13 protein-coding genes are annotated in these 14,619 nt (G+C 60.0%); 4 read left to right on the plus strand and 9 right to left on the minus strand.

All coding sequences use genetic code 11. From position 1 onward, the window contains the following. Positions 1–9 precede the first annotated feature (9 nt). Both I8E17_RS12930 and I8E17_RS12935 read left to right on the plus strand, forming a co-directional pair. Positions 10–315, plus strand: coding sequence for a DUF1244 domain-containing protein (locus I8E17_RS12930; RefSeq protein WP_069613238.1), 306 nt, complete (start codon positions 10–12; stop codon positions 313–315). Between the two features lie 172 nt (positions 316–487). Further along, entirely contained in the window at positions 488–739 is a 252-nt protein-coding gene (locus I8E17_RS12935) for a DUF2312 domain-containing protein (protein WP_069613239.1), read from the plus strand. A gap of 64 nt (positions 740–803) precedes the next feature. On the opposite strand, the gene I8E17_RS12940 is transcribed toward I8E17_RS12935, so the two are convergent. From I8E17_RS12940 to I8E17_RS12955, 4 genes are all read right to left on the minus strand, one after another. Continuing rightward, positions 804–1,844 carry a nitronate monooxygenase gene (locus I8E17_RS12940; RefSeq protein WP_069613240.1) on the minus strand — a complete coding sequence of 347 codons (1,041 nt, stop codon included), beginning with the start codon at positions 1,842–1,844 and terminating at the stop codon, positions 804–806. A gap of 65 nt (positions 1,845–1,909) precedes the next feature. Next, positions 1,910–2,833 carry an NAD(P)-dependent oxidoreductase gene (locus I8E17_RS12945; RefSeq protein WP_069613241.1) on the minus strand — a complete coding sequence of 308 codons (924 nt, stop codon included), beginning with the start codon at positions 2,831–2,833 and terminating at the stop codon, positions 1,910–1,912. 101 nt (positions 2,834–2,934) lie between these two features. Continuing rightward, complete coding sequence (locus I8E17_RS12950; RefSeq protein WP_069613330.1) at positions 2,935–4,032, minus strand: branched-chain amino acid aminotransferase; 1,098 nt, start codon at positions 4,030–4,032, stop codon at positions 2,935–2,937. 191 nt (positions 4,033–4,223) lie between these two features. Further along, positions 4,224–5,486, minus strand: coding sequence for an NAD(P)/FAD-dependent oxidoreductase (locus I8E17_RS12955; protein ID WP_069613242.1), 1,263 nt, complete (start codon positions 5,484–5,486; stop codon positions 4,224–4,226). Positions 5,487–5,764: 278 nt separating this feature from the next. Here I8E17_RS12955 and I8E17_RS12960 point away from each other — a divergent pair, with 278 nt between their 5' ends. Next, entirely contained in the window at positions 5,765–6,028 is a 264-nt protein-coding gene (locus I8E17_RS12960; RefSeq protein WP_141720057.1) for a hypothetical protein, read from the plus strand. A 183-nt stretch (positions 6,029–6,211) separates the two neighbouring features. Here the strand turns inward: I8E17_RS12960 and I8E17_RS12965 are convergent, their stop codons facing one another. The 5 genes from I8E17_RS12965 to I8E17_RS12985 form a co-directional block, all read right to left on the minus strand. Continuing rightward, positions 6,212–6,913 carry a polysaccharide deacetylase family protein gene (locus I8E17_RS12965; protein WP_069613244.1) on the minus strand — a complete coding sequence of 234 codons (702 nt, stop codon included), beginning with the start codon at positions 6,911–6,913 and terminating at the stop codon, positions 6,212–6,214. A gap of 11 nt (positions 6,914–6,924) precedes the next feature. Continuing rightward, positions 6,925–7,602, minus strand: coding sequence for a glycosyltransferase family 25 protein (locus tag I8E17_RS12970; RefSeq protein WP_229002116.1), 678 nt, complete (start codon positions 7,600–7,602; stop codon positions 6,925–6,927). Positions 7,603–7,897: 295 nt separating this feature from the next. After that, the gene (locus I8E17_RS12975; RefSeq protein ID WP_069613246.1) at positions 7,898–8,515 is read right to left on the minus strand and encodes a hypothetical protein; all 618 of its coding nucleotides are present in this window, start codon (positions 8,513–8,515) and stop codon (positions 7,898–7,900) included. Between the two features lie 299 nt (positions 8,516–8,814). Continuing rightward, the gene (locus I8E17_RS12980; RefSeq protein WP_069613247.1) at positions 8,815–10,767 is read right to left on the minus strand and encodes a DUF882 domain-containing protein; all 1,953 of its coding nucleotides are present in this window, start codon (positions 10,765–10,767) and stop codon (positions 8,815–8,817) included. A gap of 175 nt (positions 10,768–10,942) precedes the next feature. Next, positions 10,943–12,523: a sigma-54 dependent transcriptional regulator gene (locus I8E17_RS12985; protein WP_069613248.1), complete on the minus strand. Its 1,581-nt coding sequence runs from the start codon at positions 12,521–12,523 to the stop codon at positions 10,943–10,945. A gap of 219 nt (positions 12,524–12,742) precedes the next feature. Here I8E17_RS12985 and I8E17_RS12990 point away from each other — a divergent pair, with 219 nt between their 5' ends. Continuing rightward, the gene (locus tag I8E17_RS12990) at positions 12,743–14,602 is read left to right on the plus strand and encodes a M3 family oligoendopeptidase (RefSeq protein ID WP_113367572.1); all 1,860 of its coding nucleotides are present in this window, start codon (positions 12,743–12,745) and stop codon (positions 14,600–14,602) included. Positions 14,603–14,619 lie beyond the last annotated feature (17 nt).

Here is a 14,619-nt window from a genome sequence, read left to right on the forward strand (position 1 = left end):
GAGAAAGAGATGACGACGCTCACCAAGGAACAAGAGATCGAGCTCGAGGCTGCCGCCTTCCGCCGTCTCGTTGCGCATTTGCGCGAACGCAGCGATGTTCAGAATATCGACCTGATGAATCTTGCCGGCTTCTGCCGCAACTGCCTTTCCAACTGGTATCGCGAAGCGGCCGAAGAGGCCGGGCTGCCGGTCAGCAAGGATGAGTCGCGCGAGGTGATCTACGGCATGCCCTATGAGGATTGGAAGAACCTGCACCAGAAAGAAGCCTCTCCTGTGCAAAAAGCCGCTTTCGAGCAGAACAAGCCGAAAGATTAACGCTCCCTTCACCAATTCGGCTTGACCTTGCGCGCCATTCGCGGCAGGTCAACTGCCCGATCGAATTCGAAATCCCGCGCAAGCCATGAAGCGATGTGCCGTATCGGTGACCGACCGATCTCATCTGCGACGGGCTGCAAGCGACCCCTTTGAGACCCTTTAGGAGAATTGCATGGAAGAGAACAGCGTCGAGAACGTGGCCGCGGCGGAACTGCGTCAATTCATCGAGCGCATCGAGCGCCTCGAAGAAGAAAAGGCCGCCATCCAGTCCGACATCAAGGATGTCATGGGCGAAGCCAAAGGCCGCGGCTACGACACCAAGGCGATCCGCACCATCATCCGCCTCCGCAAGAAGGACGCGAACGAACGCCTGGAAGAAGAATCCATCCTGCAGACCTACATGGCCGCACTCGGCATGGAATAATCGAGGCTTCTGAGCCTCGCAGAACGATCTGGAGCCGGCTTGCCGGCTCCTTTCTTTTTGAGTGTCATTCGGCGAAAAGGCGATGGATCAATTCAGCCGTACTCCCCTGCCACAGCTCGCCCTTGCCGGTTCCCGACCAGAGAGACAGGAAATCCGGCAATCCCTTTGCCGTCGATGCACCACGCATGTCCCGCGTGAATTTGTTCTGCGCCGGAAAGGGAAGAATGGCGTCAGGCCTCCCATCCATTTCTTCCATGAAGCGGTTCTCGATCCCGCGCGCAAAGCGGCCCGAAAAGGCGCGTGTCGTCCGCGTCTTTCGCTCCGGCGTTTCGAGCAGCTTTTTACGATAGGGTGCCGATGTCCCGGCTTCAGCGCAGGCAAGGAAAGCCGTGCCCATCTGCACGGCCTGTGCACCCGCCTGCAGCGCCGCCCGGATATCGCTCGGGGTCATGATGCCGCCGGCTGCTATCAGCGGCACGCGAATGGTGCCAACGCATTGCGCCAGGAGATCTCGCATGCCGATTTCCGGATCCGCTGCCCTCGTATCGAAAATGCCGCGATGACCGCCCGCTTCGAAGCCTTGCAGCACGATCGCATCCACCCCGCTCTCTTCCAGCGCCTTCGCCTCGTCGAGTGTCGTTGCCGTGCCGATCAGCGGGATACCAGCCTTTTTCGCCCCTCGTACATGGTCGGCCGGCAACAGGCCGAAGACGAAGCTGAAACAGGCCGGCTTGATGCGCAAGACAGCTTCGAATTGCGCATCGAAATCCTCTTCGTAGGGAGGAGAAAGCTGCGGCGACGGCAGTTCCAACTCCTGGCGATATCCGGCGGTCGCAGCCACGGCGCGCTCAAGCCGATCGGTGCCAACCTCGGGGATTGAGTGCGGAATGAAGAGATTGATCGAAAACGGCTTGTCGGTTCGCTGGCGCACCTGAGCTGCAAAGGTTTCGATCGTCGCGGCATTTAAATAGGCGCCACCCATGGCGCCGAGGGCACCGGCGGCGGAAGCCGCAGCCACGAGTTCTACCGACGAAGGACCGCCGGCCATCGGTGCGACGATCAATGGATGCTTCAAGCCCAGCTGTTGAAAAAGATTGCTGTCCATAGGACCGTCCTTCCGGAAATACCTGCCCAAATCTTAACCCGACATAGGGGCTGCGCGATGAGTTGCTAGGAGCGACCAAGCGCTTCGGTGCGGGCCTCGATCGCTTTGATCACCGACACCATGTCGAGACGGCCATTGCCGAGTTCGACGCTTTCACCATAGAGAGTGCGGCAGAGATCGAGGACGGGCGATGCCATGTTCGCGGCGCGCGCGGCTTCCGCGATCAGTTTCGTGCTGTTGAACGCATCGGCCGTCGCCGCCTGCACTGAAAAATCCCCCGCAACAAGCTTCGGAATTTTCACGCGTGTCAAATCGCTGGCCATGGGACCGGAATTGATAGCCGCCTGAAAAGTTTCAAGATCGAGCCCGTTGCTCTCGGCAAAATGTGCGGCTTCGGCAAGCCCCGCCAGCATCGTGCAGAGATAGAGATTGACGGTCAGCTTCATCAGAAGCGCATTGCCGACCGGGCCGCACAGGATCGTTTCGCGGCACATCGGCGCAAGCAGCGGCCGCACTTCGGCAACCGTCTCCGCATCGCCGCCGAGCAGCGCGACGAGTTGCGCCGTCTCGGCAGGCTTCCTCGACCCCGAAACCGGGGCTTCGACATAACGCCCGCCGGCGCTAAGAATATCGGCGGCAAGCCCGCGCGAATAGCCGGGCGGATTGGACCCCATCGACACGACGATATGTCCGCACACCAGCTTGGCGAAGTCCGGTGTACCCCGCCACAACACCTCGTCCAGCACCGTTTCGTTGACCAGCATCAGGATAACGATGCGCGTGCGCGCAAAAACCTCTTCAACAGTCGCCGCAACGACAGCACCCGCCTCCCGCAACGGATCGGCCGCTGCCGCAGAGCGGTTCCACACGACAAGCCTGGTGCCTGCCTTTGCGAGATTAAGGGCCATGGGCTGCCCCATGACGCCAAGACCGATAAAACCAATCTCCGCGCCCGGCTCGCCGCCGGGACGTTCGCTGACGCTGGTCATCACAACAACTCCGATGGTTCGGGTGACTATGCGATTTCTTGTGTCAGAGCCGGCGGGAGAGTTCATATCCCTTTCCCGCCGGGTATGGGTTCACGGTTCGCTTAGAACAGGCGGTCCAGCCACTCGTTCTTGTCCGGCGCGCGGCCGAACTGGATGTCGGTCAGCGCTGCCTTCAGGCGCTGCGTCGTAGCGCCGGCATTGCCATCGCCGATGGTGAATGTGTGCTGGCGGCCCTTCACCTTGCCGATCGGTGTCACGACAGCCGCCGTGCCGCAGGCGAAGGATTCGCGCAGGCGCCCGCTCTCGGCATCCGCCTGCCACTGCTCGATCGAATAGGGTTCCTCGCGCACGGTCAGGCCCATGTCGCGCCCGAGCTTGATCAGCGAATCGCGAGTGATACCCGGCAGGATCGTGCCGGTGAGCGGCGGCGTCTGCAGCGATCCGTCGTCGAAGACGAAGAAGACGTTCATGCCGCCAAGCTCCTCGATCCAACGCTTCTCGACGGCATCGAGGAATACGACCTGATCGCAGCCTTCACGCTGGCCTTCGGCAAGTGCTGAGAGGCTTGCGGCATAATTGCCGCCACACTTGGCAGCCCCGGTGCCGCCTGGAGCCGCGCGGGTGAAATTCTCGGAGACCCAGAGCGTGACGGCCGACCCGCCGCCCTTGAAAAAGGAAGCGACCGGGGAAGCAATGACGCAGTAGATGTATTCCGCCGATGGCTTTGTGCCGAGAGCGACTTCCGTGCCGATCAGGAACGGGCGGAGATAGAGCGACGCCCCTTCGGCGGTCGGAATCCATTCGCGATCGATCTTGACCAGTTCACGGACGGACTGGACGAAGAGCTCTTCCGGCAAGCGCGGCATCGCCAGCCGCTCCGCCGAATTCTGGAAACGGCGCGCATTGGCGCTCGGGCGGAAAAGGGCCGCGCCGCCGTCCGGCAGATGATAAGCCTTCATGCCTTCGAAGATTTCCTGGGCATAATGAAGCACTACGGTTGCCGGATCGAGAGCAAGCGCCTTGCGCGGCTCGATCTTGGCGCTGTGCCAGCCGCGATCCTGCGAATAGCGGATCGTCGCCATGTGGTCGGTGAAGATGCGACCGAAGCCCGGGTTCTGCAGCAGCGCTTCCCGCTCGCTCGCTGTCGCGGGATTAGGGTTTTTCTGGATGTCGAAGGTTAATGTTTCGCCGGTGCTCATGGCTCCTCCAATGCTTCTTTTGCCGCGGCTTTCGCCGCCCATCTCCCGAAGGATGGTGTAAATCAAATCGGGTGGTATTTGATTGCGTTTACGCCTGTTCTCACGCAAGTTTAAGAGCGATTTGCATAAAATTATGAGGCGAATCGCTATTTCTCGCTCGCAAGCTGGGTCTCCGTCTCATCGGGCTTCCATCAGAGCGTTTTCGCCATGGCTTCGGCGGCGACGACGCCGGTTTCATAGGCACCGTGCGCGGTAGAATAACGCGTCTTCGAACAGGCTTCCCCGGCGAAGAATAAACGCCCGTCATGGGGAGCGGCGAGGACGCTGCGCAGGTTGGACGCACCGGGTGTCGCATAGGAATAGGAGCCGCCAAAGAAGGGCTCTCCCGCCCAGGCTGACGCAGCCAGCGGCGACAGCGTCTTGCCGACGTCGGCGCCGAAGACGCGCTTCAGCTGTTCCACCGAAAAATCAAACATCGCATCGATGCCATGCCTTTCGAGATCGAGCGCAAGGTCGGCGGCGAAATAGGCCTCGATAACCGAAGCACCAAATGGCTTCAGCTGATACGCTCCCGTTCGGCGGCTATGCTGCGATCCCATCGCATGCACATCCTCCGGGAACATTTCAGGTTCGGCGGTACGGAGAAAAAGCTTGTTTGCCAGACCGAGCGGCAGGCGCGACGCCGCTTCGATCTTCTCCGGGAGAGGCGGCCAGAAGGCGATACGTCCAGCCGCAAGCATATTGGTGGAAACCGTGACGACGACGGCCCTCGCCCGCAGCTCGCCCTTGCCGGTCGAAAGCACGACACGGCCGGCGCCGCTATGGTCGATGCGGCTGACCGCGGCGCCGAGAACGGTCGGCACCGGCAAGCCGTAGGTCGCAACCAAAGTGCCGTAGCCCTGCCGCACGCGCCAGTCAGGACCAGGGCCGGGATCGTAACGGCCAAGATCGATCACCGAGGACTTGTCGAGCTCTCCCCCGGTCATGAAGGCGCCGACGGCGTAAATCCTTTCATTCCACGGATCATCAGGCGACAACATGGCCGAGAGATCGGCATCTGCATCTCCCTCATACTCATAGACCCGCTCGAAGAAGGCGTTGACGGCGGCAGCCGCAGCCTTCGCATCGGGATCGTTCTGTTCCAACCGATGGCCGCCGTCGCTCCAGGGCGCAGGCGTGCGATCGACGGTCAAACCCACCTCTTCGGCAATATCAGTCCAGGCGTTGGTGCGCGCGCCATGCAGCCAGCCGCAGCCGAGATCGAGCGCGGCGGCATCGGTGCCGAATGGGTGGATCGAGCGGGCGCGGCCGCCGACGCGATCGGAAGCCTCGAGCAGGAGGATCGAGAGATCCGGCCGAAGCAATTGCAGTTGCCGGGCTGCAGCTACACCGGCTGCGCCGGCGCCGATCACAGCAACATCGACCTCGTCGCCTCTCCAGGATTCGATGGGCATTCCAATTCCTTTTCGCGCAAGCGCTGGAGAATAATCCGGCCCCGCGACTTAGTGATATCAGGCTCGCCAATCCCCCGGCACGAGCCCTGTCACTCATCTGTAGCCGACCTCAGCGCGGCCTGTAAACGGTCACAATGATGGGCATACCAAATTGCCGCATTGAGCCGAAATGACGAATGTCGTACGTGCTTCATCCAGGTAGATAATGAGGAAGATCGTGCGGAAACGAACCTTCGCAACAACACTCTCGACCGGGACGCGTAGTAATGGAGGCGCTCGTGCCAACGCAGCTCAATAAGACGGCAACCACACGTCGCACCTCTTTCAAGTCGCATCCGGAAACACCGATGTTCACGAAGGAGTGGTCCATACCTGTGATCCTCACCGTCCTCCTGCTCGGCGTCTGCGGTCTGATCGCCTATTTCACCTGGAGCCTCATGCCGCCGGCCGCGACAGCACAGCACCATGTCGGCGGAGCTGTCACACTCAACGACGGCAATGGTCAGCCGATTGCCGATTCCGCGCCGAAAAAGCAGCCATAGCTGTAGCTGTAGCTGTAGCTGTAGCCGCAGCCAAACCGACCGATAGCGGAAAAACGCTGGCGGTGCCCGTCAGCGATAAGCTCGCACCCGGCAAATACACCATCAAATGGCAGACCCTTCCACAGACGCCACAGGACCAAAGGCAGCTACAGCTTTACGGCAGCATCCTGGTTACAGGGCCGGCTATCCGACGACGCACTTCTTGACGAAATGCAGCCAGCTGTCGTTGCGCCGGATGGTCGCGCGCGGCAGGCCGAACGGATCGTCGCCCGGCCGCGCCCGACCCCGGCGTGTTGTCGTGGCGGCGCTGTAACCGGCTTCATAGGCAAGCACGCGATCGAGCGGCGTCTCGTCGCCATACGGAAAGCAGAAGGACGAAACGCCTTCGTCAAGCAAATCCTCGAGCAGCTCGCGCGAATGCGTGATCTGACGGCGCGCCTCTTCCATCGGCAATTGCGGCAGGCGAACGTGATCGAGCGTATGCGATCCCACCTCATGCCCGAGGCTGTGCCAATGCTTCAGCTGCTCGACCGACATGCAAGACGCCTGCGCGACGCCAAGGGGGGCATCCCAGACATTGCTGCCGCCGATCTGGTTCGCCACGACGAAATTCGTGGCGGTGAAGCCAAACTCCTGCAGCACGGGCAAGGCGTTCTCATGGACATTGGCATAACTGTCATCGAAGGTGATGGCGGCAACTTTGCCGGCCTTCTCGCCCCGGATGTAAGGCATTGCTTCACGCAGCGACACACCCTGAATTCCAAGCTTTTTCAGCCATTCCATCTGCCGGCGGAAGGCTTCGGGATGGACGACCATGCTTCTGAACGGCGCCTTGCGCGACGGCGGCACCGCAATCTGATGATATGCGAGGATTGGAACAGCCACGATGGAGCGTCTCAGATGATGCGGCGCGAGCGAAGCGCGATCTTGGCGCGATAGAGCGGCCGCAACACCTCTCTTGAGAGCCGCTCCGCCAATGTCTTGCGACTCTTGATCGTACTGCCGCCGAGCTGAGGGGAAATTTCACGCACGCCGCCAGGCAGGACCGAGAGCGGCGATACGCGCGTAAACCAGCTCATCTGCACGGTGGTATCGACGGGCCGGTCGAAGACGGAGGTCGCCTCCAGCAGGCGGATGGCCGCGTCTCGGCTGACGAGCTGGGCCACCATGCCGAGACCTATCCTCTTCGGTTGAATGACATCGGTCTCCCCTTGGGAAAGAACAGATCTGCCATGCTCCTTGCCCATGCGAAACGGGAAGCGAATGAAAGAACCTGGCTTCAGGCAGGCCTTGGCAGCAGCAAAGGCTGCGTGGAACGCGTCGTCGATCTCGACATCGTCCTCAAAGACAAGACCAGCATCGATATTCTGCTCGACAATGGCAGCCCAAGCCTTGCGATGCGACAGAAAGCAGGCGATTTCGCCCGCGCTCATGGCAAACGGATAATATGGCTTCTGCAACCGCGGACGATAGAAACTGTCGATCTCGACGGCGCTCAGAGTGCGGCCATCGACTGCCTCGATGATCTCGCTTTGCACCGGAAGCTTTGCAGCAAGCCTTTCGACCTGTGGCATGCGGTCACGGGCGCGATCCAGATGGATGATGAAGCCACGAATGACGGGTTGGCCGGGCGTGTCCAGAACAGCACCGACCGAACTGGATGCAGGAGCGAACTCGAATCCCGTATGAGATCTTTCGAGCGGCATCGCCGAAGACGGGTTGAATTCGTGGGCTTGCATGAATGAATACCTCGAGGTCATATTTCGCGAGGCTCTAGCAACCCTGAATGAAAGCGAGCTTAGGCAAACCTGAGCCGAAACTGAAAATGGTTGTTTTCAACGGATCTGAACAACTGAAGACTGAAGGAAGCTAGACGAGCATGCTGATGCGACCGCTCGCCATCTTGTCTTCAACCCAGCGGCGTTCATCCAGCCAGGCATGGCGTTTCCACCCTTCCCAACTGAAACCGCACAGCTTCACCTCCCACTCGTCTGCAGGCAATCGTGACAGCACATATCGGATGCCGAAGAAGCCGGTGCTCGGAAAGAGCTGATGCATCCGGCATTGGCTCACACCGAGTTCCTCGCAGCCCTCGATGTAAAACTGCGGCGGCATGATGCGGATTTCCTTGCCGGCAGCACCGACCAATTCGATCGTCCGCATCGTCCAATCGCTCTTCCTGCCTTTAAGGCGCGAAAGAAGATTGGGCTTAGGGTGATATTTGCGGATGATATCGGGATGATAGGCCAGCACGACCTCTTTGGCGGCGATGAAAGTCGGACTGGTCAGAAAGGCCGGATCCGTCAATCGGCGCTGCATCGGCTTGCTGGAAGCTGCAAGCATCAGAATATCGGTGCGTGAACCGCTCATGCCGATCGAAGCCTTCGGCTCGTTGAAACGCATCGCAAATTCTGCATTGTCCACGACCTCGGAGAGGTCACGCCGCAGCTTGCCATTGCCAATGATGATTGCCGTCTTGCGGGTCAAATATGAATATCCATCAGGTCTGAAATCGCCGACCTAACGGAGCCAAATGAAGCCAAACTGAATACCGGATCGGGGGAGGATGCATAAATCCTGACACGAACCTGAAAGCCGTCGCAATGTCACCTACAAGCAACAGCAGTGCCTGAAAACCGGGCCTCAGCTCAGTTTTGCATGCCGCCCGCGGGCCACGCAAACCCGATCGCGATCGCAAACGGATAGCATCCTGCCGAAATAGCATCCTGTCGAATCAGAAAGGAGCCCAAACGGGCTCCTTGAAATCACGCTGAAGTGGATGCGGCCTATTCGACCGAATTGAACTTCTTCACCTGAAGGAAATTCACTGCACTTCCGCTGAAGCGTTCGGGATCGATCGAAGCCGTCTGTACCTTGAAACCATCCGTGTAAACGGCAGTCGGCTGGGCACGGAGCGTCGGGCTCACGAAGCGCGGCGCCTTGACCGGGCGGTTCACGATCTCGACCCGGGCCTTCGCGATCGCCCATTGCGAGATCATCTTCTCCGTCAGCGTCGGCGCGGTCGTCACCGTTGCGCGGCCCGAATCGGCCACCACGGCGTCCTGCTTGTTCGGCCGGCCGCCCTTGGTCGCGATACCGGCCGCAATCGGACGTTCCTGCGGCGTAGTCGGCTCGAACCCGTCGTTGAAGCGACGGCTGCTGGCCTTCACCTCGTTGCGGACCGGTGCAAGCGCGGCCACCTGCATCGGCATTTGCTGTGCCGGTCTCTGTTGCGGCAGGACGGCGGCAATTGCCTGCGCCGCATTGTTACCGGCAGCCATGCCGTTGCCTGCGGGCGCCAGTTGATCCTTGGACGCGACGTTGTTCGACGGCTGCATCACCGCAACCGCATTGTTGGCATCCGATCGATCAGGACGGCTTTGCTCGAGAGCTGCAATGACCGAAGGCGAAAGTGCACTTGCGTCAGCCTGGTCGTCGGCGGCCTCCTGATCGGCATCGGCTGATGCCAGCAGGCTTTCGGCCAATTCCGGACGCTGCGCCGGCACCGGAACGGCAGCCAGCTGGCCTTTCATGTCAGCCTCGGCCGATGCCACTTCGGCATCCCCGGGTGAACGACGGTCAAGCAGGGACGGCACGGGCACATGATAGGAGCGAAGGTCGGCATATTGCGGCTGGTCGCCCGTATCCGGCATGGCGGCGGCAAGCGCATCCTGAGCCGCGTTACGCGACGGTGAGACGAGAGCGGAAGCCACATCGCTGCCGGCAGGCTGATTGCCAAATGCCGGGCGAACCTGCGGAACGGGCGCGTTTACGCTGGCAACTTGAACCTGGGCCGGAGCCGGAGCGGCGGCCTCGTCACCATCATCACTGGCAGCCGGAGCCGGCTGGCCCTTCCGGGCAGCTGAGGCGACAGCCACCGGTGCCGCCGTCGTTCCGCTATCTGCATTATCCTCTTCCTCATCCGCACCGCCACCACCGAACAGGCGGGCAAAGAAGCCGCGACGCGGCGAAGAGGAGCTGGCGATCTGGATATCGTCGGACGACATGCGGCGCTTGTAATCGGCGACTGCCTGCTGGTAGCCCGGCAACGGCCGGCCGTCCGCCGGAATATGCATCGTTTTGCCATCCGGGAAGAGGCGGACGAGATCCTGGCGATCCATGCGCGGCCATGCGCGCACGCCACCGACATCCATATGCACGAAAGGCGAGCCCGAGGTCGGATAGTAGCCGACGCCGCCCACCTGCAGCTTCATGCCGATTTCGCGCAGCTTGGAAAGCTTGACGTCCGGAAGATAGAAATCCATCGCGTTGCCGAGCATGTGCTGGCTCTTCTTGGCGACGCCGGTATGGGCGGAGCGCGTGCGCAGCATCTCGTTGGTGCCGGGCGAACGGAAACCGCAGATCACATAGATGAATTCATGCGAACCGCTTTCGCGGTAGACTTCCCAGATCAGATCGAACAGGCGCGGGTTCATCTTGGTCGGCTGATTCTTGCGCCAGTCGCGCAGGATGCGATTCAGCTTCTCCAGGCCGTCCGGATCGAACTTGCCGTTGCGCTTGTAGGTGATGACGGCCTTCTCGCCGGTATGGACGTAGTAGATCTTGAGGCTGCGGGTTTCACCGCCTGCCTGAGAGGGAGTGCCGACGAAAACAGGGGTAGAAACGGACAAAGCAAGGAGGCCAACGGCTACAACCTTGGCCACCTTGCTAAATAGGTTAGAGCACGCAGAATGCCAGCTCAAGCTATTAGGCTTGGTATTTGCACTCAAATTCGGCAATTCGATCCCCGTCCGACAGACAATGTCGCATCGTGTTCCAAATGGCTGTCAATTGCGGTGACACGATGGCAAAAATGCCACACATGGTCGCCCCCTTCATACATGGTGAACGATGCACTAACAAGTGCTTTACGACGGGTAACAAAATATGCTTGCCTAAACGTTAAGCTTTCCTTCATGCCGCGTTTTTTTGCGGGTCATCCGGGTCTATGCCATAATCCTTCAACTTCCGGTAGAGAGTTGAGCGGCCGATGCCGAGCTTTCTCGCGACTTGACTCATCTGCCCACGATAGAATTTGAGGGCAAATCGGATCAATTCCTCCTCGACATCCGCCAGTTTCCTGACATCCCCCGAGGTATTCGTGCTGACGATGACATTGTCGGAAGCACCAGCCGACGCATCGGCTGAGGCAAGCGGAGTGGTTGCAGCCGACCCGTGCGAAACCCCGTAGGGGACTCGTTCGCTTCGTTCAGCCGCCAGAAGCTCGGCCGAAGAGGCATGCGAATTATCCACAACCAAGGTTGGATGCTCGGCGGCAAAATAGCCGGGCAACTGTGCGGCGATCTGCGGGAAATCCGTGTCGAGCAGTTCTGGTCCCTCGGACAGGACGACCGCGCGGAAAACAGCGTTTTCGAGCTGGCGGATATTGCCCGGCCAATCATAGGCGGTCAGCAGTGCAAGCGCGTCATTGCTGATCCCGAGCGAATGATCGAGCTTCTGCTCCAGTGCAAAGCGATCGGCAAAAGCGCGTGCGAGATGCGGGATGTCCTCCTTGCGGCGACGCAGTGCCGGCATGGTGATCGGAAAGACGTTCAAGCGATAATAGAGATCCTCACGGAAGCGCCCGGCCTTGACCTCTTCGATCAGATCCTTGTTGGTCGCCGAAATCAGCCGGACATTGACCTTCTGCGCGACACGCGCGCCCACGGTCTCGATTTCGCCCTGCTGTACGGCGCGTAACAGCTTGACCTGGACTTCCAGCGGCAGATCGCCGATCTCGTCGAGGAACAGCGTGCCGCCATCGGCTTCCATGAACTTGCCGACATGGCGTTCGGTCGCACCGGTGAACGCGCCCTTCTCGTGTCCAAAAAGGATGCTTTCGACGAGATTGTGCGGGATCGCGCCGCAATTGACGGTTACGAACGGCTTGCCGGCGCGATCGCTGGCGGCCTGAATGGCACGGGCCACCAGTTCCTTGCCGACGCCCGATTCACCTTCCAGCACCACCGGAATGTTCGATTGCGCCGCGCGATGGGCGAGATCGATCACCCGCATCATTGCCGGGCTTGCCGAGACGATGTCGTCGAAGGTGATGCTGCTCGAGCGCGACTTGCGCCCGGCGCGGGCCTTCGCCTCGCGCTGGTCGAGCTTCAAAGCATTGGCGATGGATGCCGCGATACGCTCTGGCGATACCGGCTTGACGACGAAATCGAAGGCGCCGGCGCGCATGGCCTGCACCACGGTATCGATGCCGCCCTGCCCGGTCTGCACGATGACGGGCAAGTCGATGCCCATATCGTTCAGCGCGCCCAGGAACTCGATGCCGTTCATTTCCGGCATCATGAGATCGAGCACGATCACATTGATCTGATCATTGCCACGCTTCAGGAACTCCAGGCCGAGACGGCCATTTTCTGCCAGATGGGCTACGTGTCCGTGCCGCTCGATGGCATTTTTCAGCAGACGGCGTTGAATCGGATCATCCTCAACAACGAGAATCTGCGCGCCTCCCTTGGCGCTATTGTAAACGGTCATTGGTGCCTCACTTCATGCGAAACCTGACGCGGAGATTCGCAGAAAGGCTTGAACATGAAGTTTTGCCAAACCATCGCATTTTAATCATTATGACGAATATAAAATCGCTTATGAATCAACGGTCGGCGCGGGAAAATCAGGCCTTGCGGTGGTCTTTCCAGCCGACTAGACACGAATGGATCGGACGATCCGAACAATAAAGCAGAGGAAATTTCGCCCATGAGCTCGACCTCGCTCCACCCCCTCATTAATTTCTCGGCCATTAAATTCTCGGCAACCCCGGCAGCCGGCCAGGCGCTTGGAGACCTGCCGGCCTGGAAGCTAAGCGATCTCTATCCTTCCTCCACGTCCCCCGAGTTCGTCGGAGATCTGGAAAAGGCCGGCAGGATGGCCATTGCCTTCGAGGAAAAATGGAAGGGGAGGCTTACCGATGCCGCCGCCAAGACAGGCGACGCCGGTATCGGCGCGGCCATCAAGGAGTATGAAGCGCTTGACGATATCATGGGCCGTCTCGGCTCGTTCGCCGGGCTTACCTACTTCTCCAATACCATCGATCCGAACAACGGCAAGCTGTATGGTGACGTCCAGGCAAAGCTCACGGACTATTCCTCTCACCTTTTATTCTTCCCGCTGGAGCTGAACCGCATCGACGATACGGTGATGGACGCCTGCATGGCGAACGACCCCGCCGCCGGCCATTATCGTCCCTGGATCGTCGACCTGCGCAAAGACAAGCCGCATCAGCTCGACGACAGGCTGGAGCAGCTGTTCCTGGAAAAATCCATGACGAGCGCCGCCGCATTCAACCGGTTGTTCGACGAAACGATGGCTGAGCTGCGCTTCGAGATCGACGGCGAGAAGCAGCCGCTGGAAGTCGCCTTGAACATGCTGCAGGAGCAGGACCCGGAAGTGCGCCGCAAGGCCGCCATGGCACTTGCCGAAACCTTCAAGGCGAACCTGCGCACCTTCACGCTGATTACCAATACGCTCGCCAAGGACAAGGAAATTTCCGATCGCTGGCGGGGCTTCGAGGATATTGCCGACAGCAGGCATCTCGCCAACCGCGTCGAGCGCGAGGTAGTGGATGCGCTGGCCGCCGCAGTGCGAGAAGCCTATCCGCGGCTTTCGCATCGCTATTACAAGATGAAGGCCAAGTGGCTCGGCATGGACCAGATGAATTTCTGGGATCGCAATGCGCCGCTGCCGGAAACGCCCAACGCGCTGATCCCCTGGACCGATGCGAAGGATACGGTTCTATCGGCCTATGGCAATTTCGCCCCCGAAATGGCCGATATCGCCAAGCGCTTCTTTGACGAGGAATGGATCGATGCGCCGGTGCGCCCCGGCAAGGCGCCGGGCGCCTTCGCTCATCCGACCGTGCCGTCGGCTCATCCCTACGTACTGGTCAACTATATGGGCAAGCCGCGCGATGTCATGACGCTGGCGCATGAGCTCGGCCATGGCGTGCATCAGGTGCTGGCCGGAGGCCAGGGCGCGCTGATGTGTCAGACGCCTTTGACTCTAGCTGAGACCGCCTCCGTTTTCGGCGAGATGCTGACCTTCCGCGCACTGCTCGACAAGACCACCGACAAGCGCGAACGCAAGGCGATGCTCGCGCAGAAGGTCGAGGACATGATCAATACGGTCGTGCGCCAGATCGCCTTCTACGAATTCGAGCGCAAGGTTCATACCGCCCGCAAGAATGGCGAGCTGACGTCGGACAATATCGGCGAGCTGTGGCTCTCGGTACAGGAGGAGAGCCTAGGTCCCGCGATCAAGATTTCCGAGGGCTACGAGACCTACTGGGCCTATATCCCCCACTTCATCCACTCGCCCTTCTACGTCTATGCCTATGCCTTCGGCGATTGCCTGGTGAACTCGCTCTATGCCGTCTATCAAAACGCCGAAAAGGGCTTCCAGGAGAAATATTTCGAACTGCTGAAGGCCGGCGGCACCAAGCACCATTCCGAACTTTTGAAGCCTTTCGGCCTCGACGCGACCGATCCGTCGTTCTGGAGCAAGGGCCTGTCGATGATCGAAGGGCTGATCGACGAGTTGGAAGCGTTAGATAAGAACTGAGCCGAAGAGAAGCAGGA

Source organism: Rhizobium sp. AB2/73, from assembly GCF_020871915.1.
Classification (GTDB): domain Bacteria; phylum Pseudomonadota; class Alphaproteobacteria; order Rhizobiales; family Rhizobiaceae; genus Rhizobium; species Rhizobium dioscoreae.

What these genes read in the sequence shown, in the direction of transcription:
- I8E17_RS12930 (WP_069613238.1), top strand. Translation starts at nt 10, where the DNA reads ATGACGACGCTCACCAAGGAACAAGAGATCGAGCTCGAGGCTGCCGCC.
- I8E17_RS12935 (WP_069613239.1), top strand. Translation starts at nt 488, where the DNA reads ATGGAAGAGAACAGCGTCGAGAACGTGGCCGCGGCGGAACTGCGTCAA.
- I8E17_RS12940 (WP_069613240.1), bottom strand. Translation starts at nt 1,844, where the DNA reads ATGGACAGCAATCTTTTTCAACAGCTGGGCTTGAAGCATCCATTGATC.
- I8E17_RS12945 (WP_069613241.1), bottom strand. Translation starts at nt 2,833, where the DNA reads ATGACCAGCGTCAGCGAACGTCCCGGCGGCGAGCCGGGCGCGGAGATT.
- I8E17_RS12950 (WP_069613330.1), bottom strand. Translation starts at nt 4,032, where the DNA reads ATGAGCACCGGCGAAACATTAACCTTCGACATCCAGAAAAACCCTAAT.
- I8E17_RS12955 (WP_069613242.1), bottom strand. Translation starts at nt 5,486, where the DNA reads ATGCCCATCGAATCCTGGAGAGGCGACGAGGTCGATGTTGCTGTGATC.
- I8E17_RS12970 (WP_229002116.1), bottom strand. Translation starts at nt 7,602, where the DNA reads ATGCCACAGGTCGAAAGGCTTGCTGCAAAGCTTCCGGTGCAAAGCGAG.
- I8E17_RS12985 (WP_069613248.1), bottom strand. Translation starts at nt 12,523, where the DNA reads ATGACCGTTTACAATAGCGCCAAGGGAGGCGCGCAGATTCTCGTTGTT.
- I8E17_RS12990 (WP_113367572.1), top strand. Translation starts at nt 12,743, where the DNA reads ATGAGCTCGACCTCGCTCCACCCCCTCATTAATTTCTCGGCCATTAAA.